Origin of the sequence: Brevundimonas sp. UBA4553 (genome assembly GCF_002387245.1) — a bacterium.
Lineage (GTDB): Bacteria > Pseudomonadota > Alphaproteobacteria > Caulobacterales > Caulobacteraceae > Brevundimonas.
Genome location: NZ_DGLD01000002.1, coordinates 59607 through 81668, shown reverse-complemented (window position 1 = coordinate 81668; position 22062 = coordinate 59607). Strand labels below are relative to the sequence as shown.

The following is a 22062-nucleotide window of genomic DNA, read 5'->3' as shown; positions in this document are numbered from 1 at the left end:
ATTGCTTCTTTCCACCGATGTCTGGGCCGGTGCCCTGATCCGCCGCGCCGAACTGGAGGGCGCCTACGCCACCGTGGTCAGGAAGGGCGATGCGCGCGGCGGCGCCGTGATCGTCAAGGCCTACAACACCGCCGAACGCACGGCCCGTCTCTATACCGAGGCTACAGGCCAGGACGGCGAGCCCCTGTGGATCCAGCCCGTCGTCAGCGACAGCGAAAATGAACTGGACGCCTACATCGAACGTCAGCGCCGCTACGATCCCGACCTGTGGGTGGTGGAGATCGAGGACCGCCAGGGCCGGCACTTCCTGACGGAGAAGGTGCAGGACGCCTAGGCTCCGTCAGCTCATCATCCCTAACCGCGCGTTCACCGCGTTCGTGAACGGGACCGCAAGCGAGGCGACGTAAACCGGTCTCATCGGGCCAGAACGGCCTGCGTAGCGGTGGACGGCCATGCTGTTTCTCTTGAACGACGTCGTGTTCGATCTGGACGAGGCCTGCCCGGCCCCGAGCCATGACGTGCGACGCTTCGAGAAGCTGGACTTCGACTATGTGCTGGAAATGGGCTGCGACCTGTTCGCCGAGGACCCGATGCTGCATCGGAACGATCCTGCCCGCGCCCGGCGTCTGGCCTGGCTGATCGCGCACAAGACCGAGGGCGTGAACGCCGCCCTGTTCGCGGCGCCGGACGCAGGCTGCGCGCCCGAACTGGTCGAGCCGCGCTTCTGCGCCCTGCCCGAAATGGTGATGCGCCAGCTTCAGTCCCGCGCCGCCCACGGCCGCCTGAGCGCCGTCGCCGCCGACCGCGCCGTCTGGGGCCGAATGGCGGCCTGACGCCGCAACCCCTTTTCCATTCCGTCAACCTCCGTTACCTCTGACGCCTTCGTCATGGGGGGCGTCGACATGAAGCATTTCAATCTTTTCAGCGGCCTGCGCCGGGGCGCGGTGATCGCCGCCCTGTCCATGGTGACGGCCGCCACGGCGGGGATCACCCCCGCCTCCGCCGATTGGCTGAAAGCCGAAAGCGAACGCTTCATCGTCTACAGCGACGGCAGCGAGGGCAAGCTGCGCGACTTCGTTCAGGAGCTGGAATCCTTCGATCGCTTCCTGCGGTTGCGCATGGGGCTGAACGTTGAAGAAAGCCCGCCACGGAAGCTGCCCATCTATCTCACCGCCTCGCGCAGCGGCCTGGTCAAGGTTCGGCCCGATCTGCCGGAGAACGTCGCCGGCTTCTATATGGCGACCGACGAGGACATCTTCGGCATCGCCCTGCGTGACCAGACTGTGGACACGCTGAAGCACGAATACGCGCACCACTTCATGATGCAGAACTTCGCCTATCCCTATCCGGGATGGTTCATCGAGGGGTTCGCCGAATACTACGCCACGGTCGAGGTTCAGAAATCCCGCGTCCTGGTGGGCCAGTACAACGAGAACCGCGCGTACTGGCTGCAGACGGCCTCCTGGATGCCCATGACGGAGCTGCTGTCCAAACGCCCGTTGCAAACCGCACGTCGCCGCGACACCTATTACCCCTTGGCCTGGCTGCTGACCCACTGGTTCCTGGGTGACCCTGGGCGTCAGGCGATGCTGGACGTCTATCTGCGCGATGTCGGGGCCGGCGGCGATCCAGTGGAAGCGATGGAACGGGCGACGGGGCTGGATGCGGTCGAACTGAGCCGCACGCTGCGCCGCTACATGAGCGGCCGCATTCCCTATCAGGGCGTGGTGATCGCCTATCCGACCGTGCCGGTGACCGTGACGCGGCTGCCGCGCTCGGCGAACGACCTGCTTTTGCTGAACCAGAGGCTCAAGATCGGCGTCTCCGAGGAGCATCGCGCCGAGACGGCGGCCGAGGTTCGCCGCGCCGCCGCCCGTCACCCGGAAGACCCGCTGGCTCTCCTGGCGCTGGGTCACGCCGAACTGCATTTCGGCGATCCGGCGGCTGCCGAAGCGCCTCTGCAACGCCTGCTCGCACTGGAGCCCGAGAACGTTGAGGCCTTGCAGTACCTGGTCCGCGCCCGCCTTGAGGCCCGAAAGAACGCTGACACCCCGGAAGACGCCGACCGCCTGAGCGCCGAGGCCCGCAGCCTGCTTCACCGCGCCTATCGGGCCGATCCCGACAACTACGCCACCCTGCTGCTGATCGCCGAGAACCGGAACGGCGGTGAAGGCTATCCCAACGACAACGACGTGACTGTGCTGGAACAGGCCTATCTTCTGGCCCCGCAACTAGGCCAGGCGCGCATCAACCTGGCCCAGGTGCTGATGATCCGTGGCCGTAACGACGAGGCCGTGCCCCTGCTGGAGCCCCTGGTCAACGACCCGCACCGACCCTCGCCAGGCGCCCGCGCCCTGTTGCTGCGCGCCAAGGGGATCAGCGAGGCCGATGCAGACGCCGAGGAGGCCGAAACCCTGCGTCGGGGCGAGGCCGAGGCCGAGGACGAGCCCGCCGCCGACTGAGGCGGAGCCTAGAACAGTCCGAACAGGATGTGGACGGTCGTCGCCGCCAGGGCGATCAGGCCGAAGCCGCAGATCAGACCGAAGACGGGGTGAAGTTCCCGCTCGCCACGCGCGGGCGGGACCTTGCCCGGATGCACCAGAGCCATGTCGTTTCCTTTCCCTTGCGGCGTCGACCTCATGGACCGGCGTCTCACAGAAATGAGCATGCCCCCAAAAGCCCCGCTTCGCGAAGGGTCTTTCACGGCATCGTGACAATCGACTTTCGGCGCTGCGCGCGCTACGTGCGCGCCATGTCGAAACTGACCCTGCCTGAAGAGGCCGGCCGCCGCCGGACCTTCGCCATCATCGCGCACCCCGACGCCGGCAAGACGACGTTGACGGAGCATATCCTGCTGGCGGGCGGCGCCATTCGCGCGGCGGGCGCCGTGCGGGCGCGCGGCGAGAACCGGCGGACCCAGTCGGACTGGATGAAGATCGAGAAGGAGCGGGGCATCTCGGTCTCGGCCTCGGTCATGACCTTCGAGCACACCACGGCCGACGGCGTGGCCAAGATGTTCAACCTGCTGGACACGCCGGGCCACGAGGACTTCTCGGAAGACACCTATCGCACCCTGACCGCGGCCGACTGCGCCATCATGGTGCTGGACGCCGCCAAGGGCATCGAGCCGCAGACTCTCAAGCTGTTCGAGGTGTGCCGTCTGCGGGACATCCCGATCATCACCTTCATCAACAAGCTGGACCGCGAGGCCCAGGACCCGATGGCCCTGCTGGACGAGATCGCCTCGCGTCTTCAGCTGGACCCCGCCCCCATCTGGTGGCCCGCCGAGAGCGGTAACCGTCTGCGCGGCATGGTCGAAATGGGCACCGGCAAGTTCCAGCCCTACGCCAAGAAGCCTGCGGGCTCCAAAGAAGACGTGCCCCACCCCGAGGCCCTGCCTCTGGCCGACGCCGCCCAGTATTTCGAGGCGGGCGAGCATGAGGCCCTGATGGAGACCCAAGAGCTGATCGAGGCCGGCTATCCCGCCTTCAACCGCCAGTCCTTCCTCGAAGGCCACATGACGCCGGTGCTGTGGGGCTCGGCCCTGCGCCACTTCGGCATCGACGAACTGCTGGCCGCCATCGGCGAATGGGCCCCGCCGCCCAAAGTCATGCCTGCGCGGAAGGAAGCCCCGCCCGAGACCCGCAACGCCCCGGCGCCGGTCGAGATCGAAGTCGAGCCGGGTCAGACCGAAGTCACCGGCTTCGTCTTCAAGGTCCAGGCCAATATGGACCCCAACCACCGCGACCGCATCGCCATGTTCCGCATGGCCTCGGGGTCGTTCAAGCGCGGTATGAAGCTGAAGGTGCAGAACACCGGCAAGCAGTTGTCGGTGAACGCCCCCATCATGTTCTTCGCCTCGGACCGCGAACTGGCCGAGGACGCCTATGCCGGCGACGTCATCGGCATTCCCAACCACGGCGTGCTGCGCGTCGGCGACAGCCTGTCGGAAAGCGGTCTGGTGCGCTTCGCCGGTCTGCCCAACTTCGCCCCGGAAATCCTGCAACGCGTCCGGGTCAAGGACCCGCTGAAGGCCAAGCACCTGAAGAAGGCGCTGGAAGGTCTGGCCGAAGAAGGGGTGACCCAGCTGTTCCGCCCCGAACTGGGCTCGGACTTCATCGTCGGCGCCGTCGGCCAGCTGCAGTTCGAGGTCATGGCCGACCGCCTGGGCGAGGAATACAACCTCGACGTCGTCTTCGAGCCCAGCCCCTACGCCGAGGCGCGTTGGGTGGCTGGCGACAAGGCCGACCTAGAAGACTTCGCCGGCAAGTATCGCCCGCAGATGGCCGTGGACATCGACCAGGCGCCGGTCTTCCTGGCCAAGTCGTCGTGGGAGACCGGCTATGTCTCCGAACGCTTCCCAAAGATCGCCTTCACCAAGACCAAGGAGCGGGGCTGAACCTCAGGTCTTGCTGATCGACACCCCGCCGTCGACCAGCATGGCCGTTCCGGTCATGAAGCTGGAGGCGTCCGACGCCAGGAACAGGGCGGCGCGGGCGATCTCGTCCGGCGTCGCCATCCGCTTCAGGGCGTGCATTCCCTCGACGAAGGCGATGATTTCGGGCGTGTGGGCGAACTCGCGCCCCGCCTCGGTGTCGGTGCCGCCGGGCAGCAGGCAGTTGCTGCGCAGGCCCCTGCCCCCGAACTCGGCGGCGATGACCCGCGACAGGCCGACCAGACCCGCCTTGGCCGCCGCATAGGCCGCCATGCCCGGCATGCCGATGGCGTGGCCGACGAAGGTCGAGGTGAAGATCAGCGAGCCGCCGCCGCGATCCAGCAGGGCCGGGATCTGATGTTTGGCGCCCAGGAAGGCGGCGGTCAGGTTGATGTCCAGGGTGTCGCGCCAACGGTCCAGGGCGATCTCGGGCGTCGGTTCATTGACCCCAATGGCCCCGGCGTTGTTCAGCGCGATATCCAGGCCGCCGAAACGATCAACCGCCGTGCGCACCAGCCGCTCGGACAGAGCCTCGTCGCGGATATCGCCCGGCACGGCGACGGCGCGGCCGCCTTCGGCCTCGATCCTGGCGACCAGGACCGACAGCTCAGCCTCGCGCCGGGCGGTGACGACCACCGCCGCGCCCTCGGCGGCGAACAGGCGGGCGGCGGCGGCCCCGATACCGGAACTGGCTCCGGTGATGATGGCGACCTTGTCGGACAGTACAGGCATGGGGACCTCCCTCGGTGATGGACGTCGCCTTCCTTTCATGCCCGCCCATCGGGGTCTGGCGAGGTTCGGACGCCGCATCCCGGCTGCGACCGATCGCCGTTTTGCAGCTGTCATGGTCGACCTATAGGCTGCGTCGAAACGGGGGCGGCTCATGATTCACTGGAACGGAACGCGCGTCGGCCGGCTGTCGCGGACCCTGCGCGCCATGCTCCTGGGCGGGGTGATCGCCCTCGGTTCGGTCCAGGCGGCCCAGGCCGAATGGCGACGCGCCGAGACCCCGAACTTCCTGGTCTATGGCGAAGGCTCCGAGGGCGACCTCCGCCGTCACGCCGAACGGCTGGAACGGTTCGACGCCCTTCTACGCCGCCAGCTCAGCGTGCCCCCGACGGAAGGGTCGCGAAAGCTGCCGGTCTATCTGGTCTACACCAACAGCGACCTGCGTCAGGTGAATCCCAATCTGGCCGAAGGCGTCGCCGGATTCTATTCGGCCAGCGAGACCGACGTCTACGCCGTGTTGAACCGGCGCAGCGGCGACGACATCCTGTTTCACGAATACGCCCACCACTTCATGTTCCAGAACTTTCCGGGCGGGTATCCGGGCTGGTTCACCGAAGGTTTCGCCGAGTTCTTCATGACCGCCTCGGTCGATAATCCGGACAAGGTGACGGTCGGCTACTTCAATCCGGGCCGCCTGCGGACGCTGAACGAGGTCCAATGGCTGCCCATCGAACAGTTGCTGATCAGCAGCCCCCGCACGTTCGATAATCGCCGCATGCGCGGCGCCTTCTACGCCCAGTCCTGGCTGCTGACCCACTATATGTTCATGGACCCCGACCGCCGCCGCGGTCTGGACGCCTATCTGGCGGCGACGGCGGGGGGCACGCCGCCGCTCGAGGCGCTGCAGACTCACCTTGGACATACGCCCGACAGCCTGGAGGCGGCGCTGAAGGCCTATCTGCGCGGCAGGATGAGCTATGCGGAGATCCGCATGGACGACGTCCGTCCGGCGATGAGCTTCCAGACCCTGCCCGACAGCGCCGACCAAATGCTGCTGGACAGCCTGAACATCCGCTATCCCAAGACCGAGGCCGACGGCCAAGCCTTGCTGCAGAAGGTGCGAGGCGACGCCGCCCGCTATCCCGACGACCGACTGGCGCTGGTCGCCCTGGGGCGGGCCGAGATGAACTGGGGCGACGCCGCCAAGGGCGAGGCCGCGCTGCAACGGGCGCTCGCCGTCGCGCCCGACGATGCGGAGGCCCTGCAACTTCTGGCCCGCGCCCGCATTCGGGCCGGCGACGACGCCCCCGACAATCTCGCCCAGAGCTATGTCGAGGCTCAGGGCTATCTGGCGCGCGCCCTGCAAACCGATCCGACCGACTACCGGATCTATCTGGCCCTGGCCCGCATCCGCCGGATGGCCGACACCTATCCCAACGACAACGACCTGCAGACCTGGCGCCTGGCCGTCGCCTATGCGCCCCAGGTCATGAGCGCCCGTGCCCAGGCGGCCGACGCCCTGCTGCGTGTCGGGCAGCGCGAGGAGGCGGCGGCCATGCTGGCGCCCGTGGCCAATAATCCGCATGGCGGCGAGCACGTCGAGCGCGCCCGGACCCTGCTGGATCAGATCAGGACGCCAGCGGCCGAAACCGCCTCAGACTGACGGCGCCGGGCTGACCTGTGGTTTCGGGGCGATCTCGAAACGGGCCATGAACCACTGGACCAGAGGGCCGTTGGCGAGGGCGTAGAGGACGGTGCCGACGCCGGCCACGCCGCCCAGCAGCCAGCCGATGGCCAGGACCGCGACCTCGATGGCGGTCCGCGCCCAGCCGATGCGCCAGCCGCTGATCCGGACCAGCCCCGTGGTCAGACCATCGCGCGGGCCGGGACCGAGGCCCGCGCCGATATAGGCCGCCGTCGCCGCCCCGTTCAGCACGATGGCCGCGATCAGCAAGACGATCCGCAGCGCCAGCCCCTCGACAGGCGGCAAGGCCCACAGCGCCACGTCCGCCGCCGTGCCGATCAGCAGGACGTTGCAGATGGTGCCGACGCCCGGCTTCTGGCGCAGTGGAATCCAGATCAACAGCACCAGAGCCCCGACCAGGTTGACGACCATGCCAAGGCTGAGGCCGGTCCGTTCGGACAGGCCCTGATGCAGGACGCTCCATGGATTGAGACCCAGATCGGCGCGGACCATCAGGGCCAGCGACGCCCCGTAGAGCAGCAGGCCGAGTTGAAGCTGGATGAAGCGACGCATGAACATGAGGTCACAGAACAGACTATTGGCCTTGTTTTATAGGGCCGCTTTTGCGAGGATGGCCTTATGCGCCCCGCCCTGGTCAACGCCGCCTCCCTGTCGCGTCAGTTGAACGGCTGGCGCGGGCCGGACGGCGAGCCCGCCTATCGCCGCCTGTCAGAGGCCCTGAAGCTGATGATCCTCGACGGGCGGCTGTCGCTGAACGCGCGCCTGCCGGGCGAGCGGCGGCTGGCCGAAACCCTGGGGGTCAGCCGCATCACCGTCAGCGCGGCGCTGGACCGACTGCGGGCGGACGGCTTCGTGGTCAGCCGCACCGGATCGGGCAGCGTCACCGCCCTGCCCGCCAGCCCGGCGTCGCGATCGGTGCGACGCCTCGACGGGCCGATGCAGAGGGACGACGCGCCGGGCGTCGTCGACATGGCTTCGGCCGCCATGCCCGCCGATGAACAGGTCCACGCGGCCTACGCCCGCGCGCTGGAGGCCCTGCCCGCCCACCTGCCCAGCCGGGGCTATGAGCCGCTCGGGATCGAGGTCCTGCGCCGCGCCGTGGCCGAGCGCTACGCCGCCGACGGATTGACCACCACGCCCGAGCAGATCGTCGTCAGCGCGGGTGCCCTCAGCGGCCTGGCCCTGTTACTGCGGGCGGCGACGCGGCCCGGCGATCGGGCGGTGGTCGAGCATCCCGGCTATCCCCACGCCCTGGACGCCCTGATGCAGGCCGGCCTCGACCTCAGCCCCGTGGCCATGACGGCGCAGGGCTGGGACATGGACGGGATGCTGGCCGCTATCGCCCGTGTCCGACCCCGGATGATCTATCTGATCGGGGCGCACCAGAACCCGACCGGCCATGTCCTGTCGACGGAAGACGAGGCCGCCCTGGCGACGGCGGCGGCCCGCGTCGGCGCCCTGCTGGTGCTGGACGACACCCTGCGCGAACTGTGGTTCGACCGCCCGCCGCCGCCGCCCGTGGATCACGGGCCGCACGTGGTCCGGCTGGGCTCGACCAGCAAGCCCTACTGGGGCGGCTTGCGCGTCGGCTGGCTGCGCGCCCACGCCGAGGTGGTGGAGGCGGTGGTGCGCCATCGCCCGTCGCTGGATCTGGGCGTGCCGGTGATGGAGCAGTTGGCCGCCGCCGTCCTGCTGGCCGGCGACCCGGCGCCGCTGGCGGCGCGCCGCCGGATCATCGTCCAGCGCGAAGCCCATCTGCGCGGACAACTGGCGGAAGTCCTGCCCGAGTGGAAGACGCGTCGTCCCGACGGCGGCCTGTCGCTGTGGGTCGAACTGCCCCGGCCCGACAGCACGCGCCTGGCCCTGGCCGCGCCGGATCATGGCGTGCGCATCCCGCCCGGCACGCGTTTCGGCGTCAACGGCGCGTTCGACCGCTTCATCCGCCTGCCCTTCAGCCGCGAGGAGGCGGATCTGGACCGCGCCGTGGAGGGCCTAGCCGCCGCCTGGCGTTCCCTGGACCGCGCCGGACCGCGCAAGACGAGGTTGCTGGCCGACCCTGAGCCGGTGATCTAGGCGCGCCGCTCCAGCCCGAAGGTCATGGCGAACATCAGGACGCAGACGGCGCTCGACGCCAGCAGCGCCAGCCCTGCCGAACGGTCCAGCAGAACGCCGTAGCTAAGCGGGGCCGCCGCCTGAAGGAAGCGCGCCGGGGTCAGGATCAGGGCCTGACGCGTGGCGTAGTTCTCCTTGCCGAACAGGTGCAGCGGCAGGACGCCCGAGGCCACGGACAGCAGGCCGTTGCCCGCCCCCTGACCCAGGGCCGCCGCCCCAGCCAGCGACCTGCCCCCGAAGAAGGCGACGACCGCGCCCAGGGGGTGCAGCAGGGTGGCGAACCGCAGCACGGCGACCGGGGAGCCCCTGCCGGAGGTCAGAAAGGCGAGCAGCCGCACCCCCACCGCCGCAGCCGCCATCAGACTGGCCGCGCCCGCCGCCTCGACCGGCGCCAGCCCCAGGCGGCCCATCAGGCGCGGCAGGTGGGCGCTCATGGCCGTGGCGATCCACCAGGCCCCGGCGAACAGGACCGCCAGCCGGATCATGCGCCCGTCCCAACGCACCCGCCCGACCTCCGCTGACGGACGGGGTCCGGCCCGCCCGTCCGGCAGCAAGGTCAGATAGAGCGGCAGGCAAACCAGCAGATGCAGGGCTGCCCATCCCAAGCAGGCCCCGCGCCAGCCGACCGCCTCGATCATGGCCAGGGTCAGCGGCCAGCCCAGCGCGCCGCCGAAGGCGCCCATCAGGGACACCGCCGTGATCGGCTTTTTCGCCGCCTCGCCGTGCAGGGCCACCAGCACCGCGAAGGCCGGGCCGTAGAAGCCCACGCCCATCCCCACGCCCAGCATCAGGATCGAGGCGACCACGCTGATCGGCCCCTGCGACAGGCCCAGGCCCGCCAGACCGGCGGCGAAAACCACGGAGGCGACCGCCAGAACCTCGCGCCCGCCGCGCCGGTCGACCCAGCGGCCGCCGAAGGGGCTGAGCGCCGCCGAAACCAGAAAGGCCCCGGAGAGCCCGGCGAAGACCAGCGACGGCGTCGTGCCTGTCCCCGCCGCCAGCGGCTCGGCCAGCACGCCCAGCAGATAGTAGCTGGAGGCGAAGGCGACGATCAGGCCGAAGCCGAGGACGGGAACGATCAGACGATGAGCAGGGGACGACATGGGTCGCCCTGATCCTCGCATTGCCGCGGGAACGAAAGCGACCTATCGGAAAGGGTATGTTCGAAAACCTCACATCCGGGGCCGCCCTGCCCTCGCTGAACGCCTTGCGGGCGTTCGAGGCCATGGCGCGGACCGGCAGCGCCACCCTGGCCGGGGCCGAGCTGAACGTGACCCACAGCGCCGTCAGTCGTCAGGTCAAGGCGCTGGAGGCCCAGATGGGGGTTCGGCTGTTCGAGGGGCCGCGCCACGCCCTGACGCTGACGCGGGGGGGCCGCGACCTGCTGCCCGGCCTGACCGCCGCCTTCGACGGGGTCGCCGCCGCCGTGGCGCGAGCCCGCAGCGAGGGTCAGGACCTGCACGTCGCCGTCAACGCCAGCCTGTCGGTCAAATGGCTGATCCCGCGTCTGGCCGACTTCGGACGCCTGCATCCCGAGATCCGGGTCCATCTGGTCGAACTGGCGCCCCATGCGGTCAGCCGTCGCGGGGCCGACGTCGTGCTGCGCCTGCTGGACCCCGAACGGATCGAGTCCTTGAAGGCCGAGGTCGTGACCCCCAGCGCCGTGGGCCCGGTGATAGCGCCGGCCCTCGCGGGTCCGGACGCGCGCGCGGCGATCCTGGCCGCGCCCCGCCTGACCGCGCGTACCCACCTGAGCGGATGGACGGACTGGTCGGCGCTCAGCGGCCATAGGTCGACCGCGACCTCCGAGCGTCCGGTCGCTCATCTGCATTTCGTGCTGGACGCCGCCCTCGCGGGATGGGGCGCGGCGGTGCTGCCCTGGGCGCTGGCGGCGGAAGCAGTCACAGACGGTCGGCTGCTGGCCCCCTTCGGCTTTCAGCCCGATGGCGCGGCGGTCGCGGCCATCCCCGGCGCAGGCGAGCCGTCGCGGGCGCGACGCGCCTTCGTCCGCTGGCTGGTCGATCAGGGCCGCGCCATGCGCCCCGCCCCGCCCTCGACCTGACTGCAACCTGAAGCTTTACTGAACACGTCTTTCATCCGACACACGCCCGTGGTTCTCTAGGAGAGGCGGCGCCGGCTCCTTCCCTCCGGAGCGCCGTGGAGTTCTTGATGTTCATCGCAGTCGTCACCGCCCTGGCGGTTCTGGGCCAGGCCGCCCCGACGACCCGACTCGTTTCCTATGACGAGGCGGTGCGGTGCGCTGGGCTGACCCAGGCGGCGTCTGAACTCGAAGGCGGCGAGAGCCGCTATGGCCGCACCCTCTATGACGCCGCCCTCTACTGGTCGCTGGCGGCCATGCAGGCGGCGACGGCGGCGGGGCGCGATCCGACCCTGGCCGAGAACGACCAGACCCGCGCCAGGGTCGATTCGGTGAAACGCCTGTCGGCGGGCGAAGCCGAGGCCCGCGCCGTCCTGCAACGCTGCCGTCAGAAGACCCCGCGTCTGGGCTGAGCCTCGCTCGGGGCTGGCCGTCGAATTCCCTTCCTTATGCTCAAGCCGAACCGTTCCAGCGGCGCTGCGTTTGCTTGTGCGTCAGCAGGATCGCCTTCGCGATCCCGAAGCGGGACGACGAAGGTCTGAGATGTTCGAATTCGGCAGAGATCTGCGACGGCTGTTCGAGAAGGCGCGCGATAGCGACGATCTCGGCTGGCTGGAGCTGATCGGCGTCGGCCTGGTCGAGGTCGAGGCCCGCCAGCAGAGCGTCGACGCCGGTCGGGTGTCCTGCGCGCGGCCCCATGACGCCTCGCTTCGCGCCTCGGCCCTGTGGCGCGAACACGCCCGCCGAAGCGGCGTCGCCAACAGCCTGGCCAAGGCCGAGACCGCCGCCCGCGACGCCCTTCGACACGCCCGCAACGACGACGAGATCATCCGCGCCACGCTGGAGTTGGCCCAGGGCGGGATGCTGGCCTTCGACCTGTGCGGCGACCCGGCGCGGCTGGAGGCTGTTCTGGCCCTGCTGGCCGCCCTGCCCGGCGCACGGCGCAGCGACACGGTCGCCGCCGTCGGCGCCCTCTACGCTCGGCTGAGGGCCCGGCAGGCCTCCCTCTCGGGCGAGGCCGCAGCCCTGCAGGAGGCCGCCGTCCTGTTGGACGGCGCGCTTCACGGCCTCAAGGGGCAGCAGCGCCCTCTGGAAGACGAGCTGCGCCTGGACCGCGCCGCCCTGATGCTGGAAGCGGGCCTCGCCGCGCGCGACCCTCGTATGCTGGATCAGGCGGGCGCCGACCTGCGCGCCCTGGTCGAGGTCGCCTCGCCCGAGCAGCGGCCGCTCAGTCGCGCCCGCGCTCTCGCCCTTTGCGCTGCGGGCATGGCCGCGCTGGCCGCGATCGCCGACGATGTCGTGGCGCGCGATCAGGCCTACGCCCTGTTCGACGCCGCCGCCGACCAGTTCACGCCCGACCACAGCCCTCTGGACTGGGCCGCCATCCAGGTGCTGCGAGCCGAACGCGAGACCCTGCCCCTGCTGGTGCTGGTGCAAGCCGAGGCCCTGACAGAGGGCGGCGGCCTGGTGCTCGGCGCTCTGGCCCATGAACGGCGGGTGGCGCAGGAGGCGAGCCGCGCCGCCTCCGTGGGAGACCTGGGCGCGCTGCTGGAGATCGAGACGGGTCTGCGTCGACGCCTGATCCGTCCGTCGTTGGTCTCGACCCCGCTGGACTGGGCTGCGGACCAGATCGGCATGGCCCGGATCGCTCTGGCCCGCGCCCGCTGGACCGGCGAATCCCCGCGCGATCTGGGGTTGATGCTGGTCGAAGCCGCGGCGACGGCGCGCGAATACGGCGCCACCACCCTGGCGCAACGCGCCGAGCGTCTGGCGCGCACGCCCGAGACGGCCTGAGCTCTTACGCCGCAGCGGCCTTGACCCCGCCCCTTTGGGCGCCTAGCTGACGGGCTTCTCTGAAAGGCCCCAACGTGACCGATCAAACGACCGCCCAAGCCGCCGACCCCGTCCACGCCTTCATCGCCCAGACCGTGGCCGAGCATGACGTGGTCCTGTTCATGAAGGGCACGCCGGACGCGCCGCGCTGCGGCTTCTCCTCGCTGGCCGTGCAGATCCTCGACCACGTGGGCGCGGCCTTCGTCGGCGTCGACGTGCTTCAGGACGAAAGCCTGCGCGACGGCATCAAGGCCTTCACCGACTGGCCCACCATTCCCCAGCTCTATGTGAAGGGCGAGTTCGTCGGCGGCTCGGACATCGTGCGCGAGATGTTCCAGGCTGGCGAGTTGCAGGCCCTGATGGTCGAGAAGGGCGTCGCCCTCGGCGAAGCCTGACCCCGGATGGCCCGGCCGCCGCTGACGCCGCGCGAGGATCGTGAGGTCTTCGTCGTCCCGCTGGACGTGCGGCCGGAACACATCGACGAGAACAACCACGTCAACAACGTCGTCTATGTCGGCTGGCTGCAGGATGTCGGCACGGCCCACTGGAATGCGCGCTTCGACGACGAGACCCGGGCGAAATGGTCCTGGGTCGCGCTGAGGCACGAGATCGACTACCTGCGCGCCATCGCCCCCGGCGCCACCGGCGTCGTCGCCCGCACCTGGGTCGGCGACCCCCAGGGTCCGCGCTTCAGCCGCTATGTCCGCATCGAGGACAGCGAGGGCCGGGTCTGCGCCCAGGGTCTGTCGGAATGGTGCCTGGTCGACGCCGCCACCCTGCGTCCCGCCCGCATCCCGGCGGAGATGCTTGGGCCGTTTTCGGCGTAAAGACAGAGCTTGCCCTTTCCTCCCTGTCGCTGCGCGACAGAGAGGAAGGTCCTGATTTTTCTTACAGGCTGATCGGGTTCAGCACGCGCACCGGCTGACCGGCTTCAAGGCCGAGTTCGGCGTAGGTCCAGCTGACGGTGACGCCTTCGCGGACCAGGGCCTTGCACAGATCCGGCGCGCGGCGGGTCAGGCTGAGTTCGGCCGGGTCGCCGTCCTTGATCTTGACCTCGAAGCTGCTGGCCTCGGTGCAGCCGTTGGAGCCGACGACGACGTTCAGCTTCTGCCCGTCGAAGTCGACCTTGCGGACGGCTTCCAGGGTTTCGGTCTGGACGGAGACGCGATCCGAGGCGACCGTGATCTTTTCCCCGCCGTCGTTCGAATAGATGACGCAGCCGCCCAGCAGCGGCAGCAGGGCGACGGCCGCGACAGCTGCCCTGATGGAGGCCTGGCGCATCAGTTGGCCTCGGCCGGGGTCGAGTGGATGACGCGGGTCGTAGGCTTGTCGCTGGCGATGATGATGCAGCCCGACAGCATGGGCGCGGCGACGGCGGCGACGGCGAGAGCGATGATGATACGGCGCATAGGTGTTCCCCTTCTTTGCTGACGCGGAAACTGCCAGCGTCGCCGTTTCAGATCACGTGAATAATCGGAAAGGCGGGGGTTGAACCGAACAGCCACAGTCATAGCTACTGTGCCGCCCCCTCCCCGGGATCATCGAGAAAGCCGAGCATGAGCCTGTTGTTCACCCCCCGCGCCGTCGGACCGCTGACGCTGAAGAACCGCATCGTCGTCGCCCCCATGTGCATGTATTCGGCCGTGGACGGGGTTCCCCAGCCCTGGCACGCCCAGCATATCGGACGGCTGGCCCTGTCGGGCGCCGGCCTGGTGATCATCGAGGCCACCGGCGTCGAGGCCGCGGGCCGCATCTCCTGGGCCGACACCGGCCTGTGGAACGACGAACAGGAAGCCGCCTTCGCCCGGCTCATCCGCGACATCCGCACCTATTCCGACACCCCGATCGGCGTCCAGCTGGCCCACGCCGGGCGCAAGGCCTCGACCAATCCGCCGTGGATCGAGCGGGGCGGCCCCGCCCCCGCCGACAAGGCCTGGGAGACGTTTTCCGCCTCGGCCCAGCCCTTCAAGGCCGACTGGCACACGCCGACCGCCCTGGATCGGGCGGGCATGGACCGGGTTGTGGACGCCTTTGTCGATTCCGCCAAACGGGCCGACCGCGCCGGGTTCGATCTTGTCGAACTGCACGCCGCCCACGGCTATCTGCTGACCCAGTTCCTGTCGCCGCTGTCGAATGAACGGACAGACGAGTTCGGCGGCTCGCTTGAGAACCGGATGCGCTTCCCCTTGCGGGTGGCGCAGGCCCTGCGCGACGCCTGGCCCCGCACCAAGGCCCTGGGCGCGCGCTTCAACGGTTCAGACTGGACCGAGGGCGGCGTCACCCCGGAAGAGGCCGCCGTCTTCGGCCAGGCCCTGCACGCCATGGGCTACGACTATCTGCACCTGACCAGCGGCGGCAATGTCGCCACAGCCCGCATTCCGGGCGACCAGCCCAACTATCAGGTCGCCTTCGCCGAGACCGTCAAGGCGGCGGTCCCGGAGGCCAACGTCATGGCCGTGGGCATGATCGTCACTCCGCAGCAGGCCGAGGCCCTGCTGGTCGAGGGCAAGGCGGACCTGATCGCCATCGCGCGCGCCGTGCTGGACGATCCCCACTGGGGCCACCACGCCGCGGTGACCTTGGGCCAACCCGAGGGCCTGCCCGTCCAGTATGAGCGGGCCGGAGCCGCCCACTGGCCCGGCTACGCCGCGGCGAGAGCCTTGGCGGACGCGTCGATCGCGGCCTGAGTCTGGGACGGCGCCGCCGCGATCACGGCGGCGCCGTGCGACAGGGCGTCCGCCTCGGGCTGGGGCCGGCCAAGCAGATAGCCCTGCACTTCGTTGCAGCCCTGCGATCGCAGGAAGGCCAGTTGCTCGGGCGTCTCGACCCCCTCGGCCAGCACCGGGATCGACAGGCTTTCGCCGATGGTCAGGACGGCGCGGATGATGGCCCGCGACTGGGGTCCTTCGCCGTCCAGCTCGGTCATGAAGGACCGGTCCAGCTTGATCTTGTCGAAGGGGAAGGCCCGCAGGGTGGACAGTGACGAATAGCCGGTGCCGAAGTCGTCCATGGCGATGCTGACGCCCAGGGCCTTCAGCTGGCGCAGGACGTGCGTGGTACGTTCCATGTCGCTGATCATGGCCGTCTCGGTGATCTCCAGCTCCAGCCGCGAGGCGGCCAGACCCGTCTCCTTCAGGACCTGCTGCACCAGGCGCGGCAGATCCACATGGCCCAGTTGCACCGGCGACAGGTTCACCGCGATGCGATGCGGCTCCGGCCAGGCTGCCGCCTGCTGGCAGGCCTGGCGCAGCACCCACTCGCCGATCGGCAGGATCAGACCTGTCTCCTCGGCCACGGGAATGAAGTCCGACGGCGGGATGTTGCGGCCGTTCTCGTCCTTCCATCGCAGCAGGACTTCATAGCCCGTCGCCTTGCCGGTCTCGACCGAGGCCTGGACCTGATAATGCAGTTCGAACTGTTCGTTATCCAGGGCCTCGCGCAGGGCCTGGGTGACGCGGCGCCGCGCGCGCACGGCCTGATCCATGTCCGCCTCGTAGAAGCAGATGTCGACGGTCAGCGAGCCCTTGGCGCGATACATGGCCAGGTCGGCGTTGTTGATCAGGGTCGACAGGTCGTCGGCGTCCTCGGGCCACAACGAGACGCCGATGCTGGCGCCGCAGGACAGGTCGGCATGGTCGATGGTGACAGGACGGATGACGGCGGCGCGGAGCCGCTCGGCCACGGCCTGGGCCTCGGCGCGCGAGGAAACGGGCGCCATGGCCACGAACTCGTCCCCGCCTTGACGGGCGACGAACTCGCCGTCCTGAAGCGCGTCGCGCAGCTGATCCGAAATGCGGCACAGCAGCTGGTCGCCGACGGCGTGGCCATACAGGTCGTTGACCTCCTTGAACCGGTTCAGGTCCAGGGCGAACAGGGCCAGGGTCTGACCCGGCTTGGTCGTCGAGGTCTGGCGGTTGAGGCGTTCGAGGAAGGAGGCGCGGTTGGGCAGGCCCGTCAGGCTGTCATTGCGGGCCAGGTGGGCGATGCGGCGCTCCTGGGCCTGGCGGGCGCGCAGGTCGCGCACGGCGTAGATCATGACCACGCCTTCGCTAGCGTGGTCGCGCTTGGCCGACAGTTCGACCGGCAGAACCTCGCCCGAGACCGTCTTCAGCGTCGACTGAACCATGTCGCCGTTGACCAGGCGGGCCGCGTCCTCGGCCCAGGCCGACAGGCTCTGGCCGATCAGCGTCTCGCGATCGACGCCGATCAGCGCCGTCAGGGCGCCGTTCAGGGCGATGACGACGCCGTCGCGCTCGACCGCCATGCCGTCGACCGTACCTTCGATCAGATGTTGCAGGCGCACCTCGGCCTGACCGCGCGACTGGCTGTCCAGCGCATAGCTGGCCGCCCCCGCGCCCAGCACCAGAAGGCCGACGCCGGCGACGCCGATGGCGATGGCGTGCTTGGCGTCATTGCCGGTCAGGGCGCCGTCCAGCGGCGCGAAGGGCAGGATGGTCATGGCCGACATGGCCGTGAAGTGCAGGATGACGATGCCCAGCACCATGCTGCCGATCGCCAGCCAGCGGCCGCGCGTGTCCACGGCGTTGTCCGCCAGGTGGAAGGACAGGGCGCCGAACACCAGGGACCCCGCCACGGACGCCACGACGTAGCCGCTCGACCAGTGGATCACCGCGTCCACGGCGAAGGCCGCCATGCCGATGAAGTGCATGCTGGCCACGCTCAGGCCAAACAGAAGACCGCCCAGGACCGCCGCGATCCGCAGCCTTTGCGCCGCCAGCAGCAGGGCCGCCCCCGAGCCTGCTATGGCGACCAGCAGCGACACGCCCGTCAGACCCGGCTCATAGGTGACCAGCACGCCCGGTTCATAGGCGATCATGGCGACGAAGTGGGTGCACCAGACCGTGGCGCCCCCCGCCACAGCCCCGAGGAAGACCCAGGCGATGCGTGCCCCGGCCCGCGTGCTGCGGACCCGCTTCAGCAGGCTGATGGTGATCCAGCTTCCCAGGACGCAGACAAGAGCGGCAAGGGCGACCAGCGCCAGATTATGGGCGTTGGTCAGACATTCGACGAGACGCATGGGATCCTGGGGGGAAGGATACGAAAACAATCCTTTCCCTAGGGCCTTAATCCTTAATCCGTCGTCGTCCTAAATGGCTAACGAAGCCTTGCCGCGGCCGGCGGGTCAGGAGGCCTCTTTCGGCTTCTCGTCCTGACGCATCATGTAGGGGTTGTTCACCGAGACGGCGGCGCCCGGCGGCAGGCCCAGCTCCTCGAAGCTCCATTGCAGCTGCACGCCGTCGGAACGGGGCTGGGCGCACTGGTCCTCGTCCACCCGACGCAGGGTGATGACGGCGCTGTCGCGCAGGCGGGTGATGAAGGGTTTGACGTCCGCCTTGCTGGTGCAGCCGTTGGAGCTGACCCAGAAGACCGCCGTGTCGCGCGTGAAGGCGGCGGCGTGGATCGGCTCCAGCTGCCCCGGCATATCCGCCGTGCGCACCACCGGCTCGGCGTTCGTCGTGGCGCAGGCGCCCCCGAGAACGGCGGCGGCGGCTATGGCGCAAAGAGCGGCGGTTCGTCTCATCTCGGCCTTCCGGGGCGGACCCCTGTCCACCCGGGTAGAATGCGCTGCTTCTTTCCGTAAGGGAACAGCGATCCTTAATAAGAAAGAAGCCCCGGTTTTCACCGGGGCCTCCGTCAACTCTATCGTCGATCGCCTGAAATCAGGACGAGTAGTATTCGACGACCAGGTTCGGTTCCATCTTGACCGGGTACGGCACGTCCGACAGTTCCGGGACGCGAACGTAGCGGATCGAGAAGCCGCGATCGCCCTGTTCCAGGTAGTCAGGGATGTCACGCTCCGACGACTGCTGGGCTTCGAGCACCAGAGCCATGCTGCGCGACTTTTCCTTGATCTCGACGACCTGGCCCGGCTTGACGCGGTACGAACCGATGTCGACCTTCTTGCCGTCGACGGTCACGTGGCCGTGGCTGACGAACTGGCGAGCGGCCCAGACGGTCGGGACGAACTTGGCGCGGTAGACGATGGCGTCCAGACGCGATTCCAGCAGGCCGATCAGGTTTTCCGAGGTGTTGCCCTTGCGGCGACCGGCTTCGTCATAGATCGCCGAGAACTGCTTCTCGGTGATGTTGCCGTAGTAGCCCTTGAGCTTCTGCTTGGCTTTCAGCTGCAGGCCGAAGTCCGAGACTTTCGACTTGCGACGCTGGCCGTGCTGGCCGGGGCCGTACGAGCGCTTGTTAACCGGAGACTTGGCGCGGCCCCACAGGTTTTCACCCATGACCCGATCGAGTTTGTACTTGGCGCTATGGCGCTTGGACATAAGTCACTCTTCATGCTGATGCGGCCCGGCCCCTCCCCGATTGGAGCGGCGATCTCAACGGCGGTCCACGCATCGTCCGTAGTCAATCTGCGCCTCGGGCCGAAACCCGATGCGAGAAGGGCGGGCTTATGAAGGCCCGCCCTCCCGGAGTCAAGCTGCGCGGGCGTTTCAGCCCTTGGCGGCCTCGTACAGTTCGTTGACCTTGTTCCAGTTCACGACCGACCAGAAGGCCTTCAGGTAGTCGACGCGGCGGTTCTGGTACTTGAGGTAGTAGGCGTGCTCCCAGACGTCGGCGGCCAGCAGAACGGCGCCCTTCTCGTCGGCCACGTCCATCAGCGGGTTGTCCTGGTTCGGGGTCGAGGTGACCTTGAGCTTGCCGTCCTGAAGGATCAGCCAGGCCCAGCCCGAGCCGAACTGGCCTGCGCCGGCGGCGTCGAAGTCGGCCTTGAACTTGTCCAGACCGCCCAGTTCGGCGTCGATCTTGGCGGCCAGCTCGGCCGAGGGCTCGCCGGTCTGGCCCTGGGGCGCCAGCAGCTCCCAGAACAGGCTGTGGTTCCAGTGACCGCCGCCGTTGTTGCGCACGGCCTTGGGCAGGGTCGACATCTTGGCGAACAGCTCTTCCAGCGACTGACCCTGCAGGGCGGCGTCGGCGTCCACGGCCTTGTTCAGGTTGTCGACATAGGTCTGGTGGTGCTTGTCGTGGTGGAAGGTCATCGTCTCCTTGTCGATGGCCGGTTCCAGCGCGTCATAGGCGTAGGGCAGCGGGGGCAGGGTGAAGGCCATGGGGAGCTTCCTCTTCCAGTTGGGATTCGTCTGGTCCCTATCTAGGGCGACGCACGAAAGACCCAAGCCTTTACAGCGCTGTTTGTTCAGATTTTCCCGCAATCCCGTCCGAACTGGAACCCGATTGGCGAAACAGCGCTTTCTAAAGTGATCCGTGTGACCTCACAAACCTCCTGAAAGGAGGACCGCCATGACCGCCCGCGCCCTCCGCCGGCTTACGCCCCTCAGCGACGCCGAAGCCGAAACCCTGCGACTGCAGTTGCTGGAAGTCATCCCGCGCCTGCGTCGCCACCAACTGCTCGACCTGGCCGACACCCTGCACGACGCCGCCCGCGAACGCCGCGGGGCCGAGCCGCGTCACTTCGACATGAGGATTTGAGGTCCAGGCCGGGTCGCCGGTCTCCACTCGCGAACCAGTTACGGTTCTCCGGCAGCCGTCTGCGGGTTTGACCTGATAGGGGAGCCCGGCCGCCGGACGTCAGGCTCGCCTTCTGTGAAACGGAGGCCGCCATGGCGAAGAAGCAACCCAATATCCTGGTCATCTGGGGCGACGACATCGGCTGGCAGAATGTCAGCGCCTATGGTTTGGGCACCATGGGTTACACCACGCCGAACATCGACCGGATCGGGCTGGAAGGCATTCGGTTCACCGACCACTACGCCCAGCAGTCCTGCACGGCCGGTCGGGCCTCCTTCATCACCGGCCAGTATCCGATCCGCTCGGGCATGGTCACCGTCGGGCAACCGGGCGATGCGCTCGGACTGCAGCCGGCGTCGCCATGCCTGGCCGAGGTGCTCAAGGAGGCCGGCTACGCCACGGGCCACTTCGGCAAGAGCCATCTGGGCGACCGCAACGAGCACCTGCCGACCAACCACGGCTTCGAAGAGTTCTTCGGCAACCTCTACCACCTCAACGTCTCCGAAGAGGACGAGCAGCGCGACTACCAGAACTTCGCCAAGGCCTATTCGGGCAGCCTGGAGGAATACGAGAAGAAGTTCGGCGCCCGCGGCGTGATCCACAGTTGGGCGACAGACGTGGATGACTCGAGCGAGGACCCCCGCTTCGGCCGCGTCGGCAAGCAGAAGATCGAGGACACCGGCCCCCTCCATCAGGAGCGGATGCACGACGTCGACAACGCCGAATTCACACCGGCCGCGCTGGACTTCATCAAGCGCGCCGAAGCCGACGGCAAGCCCTGGTTCGTGTGGCTGAACACCAGCCGCATGCACCTCTACACCCGGCTGAACGACAAGTGGCGCTATGCGGCGGAGAAGTACACGTCGGAGGCCGACCTGCACGGATCAGGCATGCTGCAGCACGACCACGACGTCGGCGTGGTGCTCGACTTCCTGAAGGATCAGGATCTCGAGGACGATACGGTCGTCTGGTACTCCACCGACAACGGCCCGGAGCACGCATCCTGGCCACACGGAGGCACCACGCCCTGGCGGGGTGAGAAGATGACTACCTATGAAGGCGGCGTACGCGTCATCTCGATGCTGCGCTGGCCCGGCGTCATCGAGCCGCTACAGCTCAAGAACGGCATCCAGGCTCACCAGGACATGTTCACCACCCTGGCCGCGATTGGCGGAGTCGAAGATGTGAAGGGCAAGGTGATGTCCGAAAAGAAACAGTACATCGATGGTGAAAATAACCTTGATTACTGGATGGGGAAGACTGACAAATCCGCACGAAACCACATCTTCCACTACAATGAGTCCAAACTGACGGCGATGAGGATGGGGCCTTGGAAATGGCACTTCTCAACGGCCAAGGACTACTATGGAACGATCACGGGTCGTAGCAAGCCGCTGGTGTTCAATATCCGAATGGACCCATTCGAGAGCTACGACACCACCGACTCTTACGGTCACCTGCTGCAGAAGGTTTCGTGGCTGACATCGCCAATGGGCGAACTGATGCATCAGCATCTGGAAACCCTGGCGCAGTATCCGCCGGTGCAGGGCGGCAAGTCGTTCGACATGTCCAACGTCGTGCAGCAGTTCCTCAGTCACGGTCGCGACTGACGGGCAGTCCGGTCACCCGCTGTAATCGGAATGCAGCAGC

At 68.2% G+C, this 22062-nt stretch carries 24 protein-coding genes; 14 read left to right on the top strand and 10 right to left on the bottom strand.

From position 1 onward, the window contains the following. Position 1: 1 nt before the first annotated feature. The 3 genes from B4A39_RS01770 (at position 2) to B4A39_RS01760 (ending at position 2462) form a co-directional block, all read left to right on the top strand. A complete protein-coding gene (locus tag B4A39_RS01770; protein WP_292032626.1) occupies positions 2-334 on the top strand; it encodes a DUF1491 family protein in 333 nt (110 codons plus the stop codon). A gap of 118 nt (positions 335-452) precedes the next feature. Further along, a complete protein-coding gene (locus B4A39_RS01765) occupies positions 453-833 on the top strand; it encodes a hypothetical protein (RefSeq protein ID WP_292032624.1) in 381 nt (126 codons plus the stop codon). Positions 834-902: 69 nt separating this feature from the next. Continuing rightward, positions 903-2462, top strand: a complete 1560-nt coding sequence (locus B4A39_RS01760; RefSeq protein WP_292032622.1) for a tetratricopeptide repeat protein — start codon at positions 903-905, stop codon at positions 2460-2462. Positions 2463-2470: 8 nt separating this feature from the next. Here the strand turns inward: B4A39_RS01760 and B4A39_RS01755 are convergent, their stop codons facing one another. Then, entirely contained in the window at positions 2471-2608 is a 138-nt protein-coding gene (locus B4A39_RS01755) for a hypothetical protein (RefSeq protein WP_292032620.1), read from the bottom strand. Positions 2609-2752: 144 nt separating this feature from the next. Between B4A39_RS01755 and B4A39_RS01750 the strand changes: the two genes are divergently transcribed. Then, a complete protein-coding gene (locus tag B4A39_RS01750) occupies positions 2753-4399 on the top strand; it encodes a peptide chain release factor 3 (RefSeq protein WP_292032618.1) in 1647 nt (548 codons plus the stop codon). 3 nt (positions 4400-4402) lie between these two features. Here B4A39_RS01750 and B4A39_RS01745 read toward each other — a convergent pair whose 3' ends face one another. Beyond that, on the bottom strand, positions 4403-5167 hold the full coding sequence (locus tag B4A39_RS01745; RefSeq protein WP_292032616.1) for an SDR family oxidoreductase: 765 nt from the start codon (positions 5165-5167) through the stop codon (positions 4403-4405). 151 nt (positions 5168-5318) lie between these two features. Between B4A39_RS01745 and B4A39_RS01740 the strand changes: the two genes are divergently transcribed. Further along, positions 5319-6827, top strand: a complete 1509-nt coding sequence (locus B4A39_RS01740; protein ID WP_292032614.1) for a DUF1570 domain-containing protein — start codon at positions 5319-5321, stop codon at positions 6825-6827. Here the strand turns inward: B4A39_RS01740 and B4A39_RS01735 are convergent. Beyond that, entirely contained in the window at positions 6819-7421 is a 603-nt protein-coding gene (locus B4A39_RS01735; RefSeq protein ID WP_292032612.1) for a YczE/YyaS/YitT family protein, read from the bottom strand. The two genes, B4A39_RS01740 and B4A39_RS01735, sit on opposite strands and share 9 nt — an antisense overlap. A gap of 66 nt (positions 7422-7487) precedes the next feature. Between B4A39_RS01735 and B4A39_RS01730 the strand changes: the two genes are divergently transcribed. Then, entirely contained in the window at positions 7488-8942 is a 1455-nt protein-coding gene (locus B4A39_RS01730) for a PLP-dependent aminotransferase family protein (protein WP_292032611.1), read from the top strand. Here the strand turns inward: B4A39_RS01730 and B4A39_RS01725 are convergent. Next, positions 8939-10084 (bottom strand): MFS transporter, encoded by a 1146-nt coding sequence (locus B4A39_RS01725; RefSeq protein WP_292032609.1) that lies wholly within the window; start codon positions 10082-10084, stop codon positions 8939-8941. The genes B4A39_RS01730 and B4A39_RS01725 overlap by 4 nt on opposite strands. A 56-nt stretch (positions 10085-10140) precedes the next feature. Here B4A39_RS01725 and B4A39_RS01720 point away from each other — a divergent pair, with 56 nt between their 5' ends. From B4A39_RS01720 to B4A39_RS01700, 5 genes are all read left to right on the top strand, one after another. Next, entirely contained in the window at positions 10141-11043 is a 903-nt protein-coding gene (locus B4A39_RS01720) for a LysR substrate-binding domain-containing protein (RefSeq protein ID WP_292032607.1), read from the top strand. A gap of 107 nt (positions 11044-11150) precedes the next feature. Beyond that, entirely contained in the window at positions 11151-11492 is a 342-nt protein-coding gene (locus tag B4A39_RS01715; RefSeq protein ID WP_292032604.1) for a hypothetical protein, read from the top strand. A 130-nt stretch (positions 11493-11622) separates the two neighbouring features. Continuing rightward, the gene (locus B4A39_RS01710) at positions 11623-12873 is read left to right on the top strand and encodes a hypothetical protein (protein WP_292032602.1); all 1251 of its coding nucleotides are present in this window, start codon (positions 11623-11625) and stop codon (positions 12871-12873) included. Between the two features lie 74 nt (positions 12874-12947). After that, positions 12948-13307, top strand: coding sequence for a Grx4 family monothiol glutaredoxin (grxD, locus tag B4A39_RS01705; protein ID WP_292032601.1), 360 nt, complete (start codon positions 12948-12950; stop codon positions 13305-13307). A 6-nt stretch (positions 13308-13313) separates the two neighbouring features. After that, entirely contained in the window at positions 13314-13739 is a 426-nt protein-coding gene (locus B4A39_RS01700; protein ID WP_292032599.1) for an acyl-CoA thioesterase, read from the top strand. Between the two features lie 61 nt (positions 13740-13800). On the opposite strand, the gene B4A39_RS01695 is transcribed toward B4A39_RS01700, so the two are convergent. Together B4A39_RS01695 and B4A39_RS01690 are read right to left on the bottom strand one after the other, a co-directional pair. After that, positions 13801-14193 carry a hypothetical protein gene (locus tag B4A39_RS01695; RefSeq protein ID WP_292032597.1) on the bottom strand — a complete coding sequence of 131 codons (393 nt, stop codon included), beginning with the start codon at positions 14191-14193 and terminating at the stop codon, positions 13801-13803. Continuing rightward, positions 14193-14321 (bottom strand): hypothetical protein, encoded by a 129-nt coding sequence (locus tag B4A39_RS01690; protein WP_292032595.1) that lies wholly within the window; start codon positions 14319-14321, stop codon positions 14193-14195. The genes B4A39_RS01695 and B4A39_RS01690 overlap by 1 nt, the downstream gene beginning before the upstream one ends. A gap of 147 nt (positions 14322-14468) precedes the next feature. Here B4A39_RS01690 and B4A39_RS01685 point away from each other — a divergent pair, with 147 nt between their 5' ends. Further along, positions 14469-15599: an NADH:flavin oxidoreductase/NADH oxidase gene (locus B4A39_RS01685; protein ID WP_292032592.1), complete on the top strand. Its 1131-nt coding sequence runs from the start codon at positions 14469-14471 to the stop codon at positions 15597-15599. Here the strand turns inward: B4A39_RS01685 and B4A39_RS01680 are convergent. The 4 genes from B4A39_RS01680 to B4A39_RS01665 all read right to left on the bottom strand — a co-directional run bounded on the left by B4A39_RS01680 (position 15554) and on the right by B4A39_RS01665 (position 19994). Next, a complete protein-coding gene (locus B4A39_RS01680) occupies positions 15554-17950 on the bottom strand; it encodes a bifunctional diguanylate cyclase/phosphodiesterase (protein WP_292032590.1) in 2397 nt (798 codons plus the stop codon). The two genes, B4A39_RS01685 and B4A39_RS01680, sit on opposite strands and share 46 nt — an antisense overlap. 105 nt (positions 17951-18055) lie before the next feature. Continuing rightward, on the bottom strand, positions 18056-18454 hold the full coding sequence (locus B4A39_RS01675; RefSeq protein WP_292032588.1) for a hypothetical protein: 399 nt from the start codon (positions 18452-18454) through the stop codon (positions 18056-18058). A gap of 139 nt (positions 18455-18593) precedes the next feature. Continuing rightward, positions 18594-19211 carry a 30S ribosomal protein S4 gene (gene rpsD, locus B4A39_RS01670; RefSeq protein ID WP_292032585.1) on the bottom strand — a complete coding sequence of 206 codons (618 nt, stop codon included), beginning with the start codon at positions 19209-19211 and terminating at the stop codon, positions 18594-18596. Between the two features lie 168 nt (positions 19212-19379). Further along, positions 19380-19994 carry a superoxide dismutase gene (locus B4A39_RS01665; RefSeq protein WP_292032582.1) on the bottom strand — a complete coding sequence of 205 codons (615 nt, stop codon included), beginning with the start codon at positions 19992-19994 and terminating at the stop codon, positions 19380-19382. Positions 19995-20184: 190 nt separating this feature from the next. Here B4A39_RS01665 and B4A39_RS01660 point away from each other — a divergent pair, with 190 nt between their 5' ends. Together B4A39_RS01660 and B4A39_RS01655 are read left to right on the top strand one after the other, a co-directional pair. Beyond that, positions 20185-20373, top strand: a complete 189-nt coding sequence (locus B4A39_RS01660; protein WP_292032580.1) for a hypothetical protein — start codon at positions 20185-20187, stop codon at positions 20371-20373. 131 nt (positions 20374-20504) lie between these two features. After that, entirely contained in the window at positions 20505-22022 is a 1518-nt protein-coding gene (locus tag B4A39_RS01655) for an arylsulfatase (protein ID WP_292032578.1), read from the top strand. The last annotated feature ends 40 nt before the right edge of the window (positions 22023-22062 follow it).

Bases quoted from the DNA above. Each gene is read 5' to 3' on its own strand.
- B4A39_RS01675 (WP_292032588.1), bottom strand. From the start codon at position 18,454: ATGAGACGAACCGCCGCTCTTTGCGCCATAGCCGCCGCCGCCGTTCTC.
- B4A39_RS01735 (WP_292032612.1), bottom strand. From the start codon at position 7,421: ATGCGTCGCTTCATCCAGCTTCAACTCGGCCTGCTGCTCTACGGGGCG.
- B4A39_RS01680 (WP_292032590.1), bottom strand. From the start codon at position 17,950: ATGCGTCTCGTCGAATGTCTGACCAACGCCCATAATCTGGCGCTGGTC.
- B4A39_RS01690 (WP_292032595.1), bottom strand. From the start codon at position 14,321: ATGCGCCGTATCATCATCGCTCTCGCCGTCGCCGCCGTCGCCGCGCCC.
- B4A39_RS01755 (WP_292032620.1), bottom strand. From the start codon at position 2,608: ATGGCTCTGGTGCATCCGGGCAAGGTCCCGCCCGCGCGTGGCGAGCGG.
- B4A39_RS01725 (WP_292032609.1), bottom strand. From the start codon at position 10,084: ATGTCGTCCCCTGCTCATCGTCTGATCGTTCCCGTCCTCGGCTTCGGC.
- B4A39_RS01745 (WP_292032616.1), bottom strand. From the start codon at position 5,167: ATGCCTGTACTGTCCGACAAGGTCGCCATCATCACCGGAGCCAGTTCC.
- B4A39_RS01720 (WP_292032607.1), top strand. From the start codon at position 10,141: ATGTTCGAAAACCTCACATCCGGGGCCGCCCTGCCCTCGCTGAACGCC.
- B4A39_RS01730 (WP_292032611.1), top strand. From the start codon at position 7,488: ATGCGCCCCGCCCTGGTCAACGCCGCCTCCCTGTCGCGTCAGTTGAAC.
- B4A39_RS01765 (WP_292032624.1), top strand. From the start codon at position 453: ATGCTGTTTCTCTTGAACGACGTCGTGTTCGATCTGGACGAGGCCTGC.
- B4A39_RS01665 (WP_292032582.1), bottom strand. From the start codon at position 19,994: ATGGCCTTCACCCTGCCCCCGCTGCCCTACGCCTATGACGCGCTGGAA.
- B4A39_RS01710 (WP_292032602.1), top strand. From the start codon at position 11,623: ATGTTCGAATTCGGCAGAGATCTGCGACGGCTGTTCGAGAAGGCGCGC.
- B4A39_RS01685 (WP_292032592.1), top strand. From the start codon at position 14,469: ATGAGCCTGTTGTTCACCCCCCGCGCCGTCGGACCGCTGACGCTGAAG.
- B4A39_RS01760 (WP_292032622.1), top strand. From the start codon at position 903: ATGAAGCATTTCAATCTTTTCAGCGGCCTGCGCCGGGGCGCGGTGATC.
- rpsD (WP_292032585.1), bottom strand. From the start codon at position 19,211: ATGTCCAAGCGCCATAGCGCCAAGTACAAACTCGATCGGGTCATGGGT.
- B4A39_RS01660 (WP_292032580.1), top strand. From the start codon at position 20,185: ATGACCGCCCGCGCCCTCCGCCGGCTTACGCCCCTCAGCGACGCCGAA.
- B4A39_RS01715 (WP_292032604.1), top strand. From the start codon at position 11,151: ATGTTCATCGCAGTCGTCACCGCCCTGGCGGTTCTGGGCCAGGCCGCC.
- B4A39_RS01695 (WP_292032597.1), bottom strand. From the start codon at position 14,193: ATGCGCCAGGCCTCCATCAGGGCAGCTGTCGCGGCCGTCGCCCTGCTG.
- B4A39_RS01750 (WP_292032618.1), top strand. From the start codon at position 2,753: ATGTCGAAACTGACCCTGCCTGAAGAGGCCGGCCGCCGCCGGACCTTC.
- B4A39_RS01740 (WP_292032614.1), top strand. From the start codon at position 5,319: ATGATTCACTGGAACGGAACGCGCGTCGGCCGGCTGTCGCGGACCCTG.
- B4A39_RS01655 (WP_292032578.1), top strand. From the start codon at position 20,505: ATGGCGAAGAAGCAACCCAATATCCTGGTCATCTGGGGCGACGACATC.
- B4A39_RS01700 (WP_292032599.1), top strand. From the start codon at position 13,314: ATGGCCCGGCCGCCGCTGACGCCGCGCGAGGATCGTGAGGTCTTCGTC.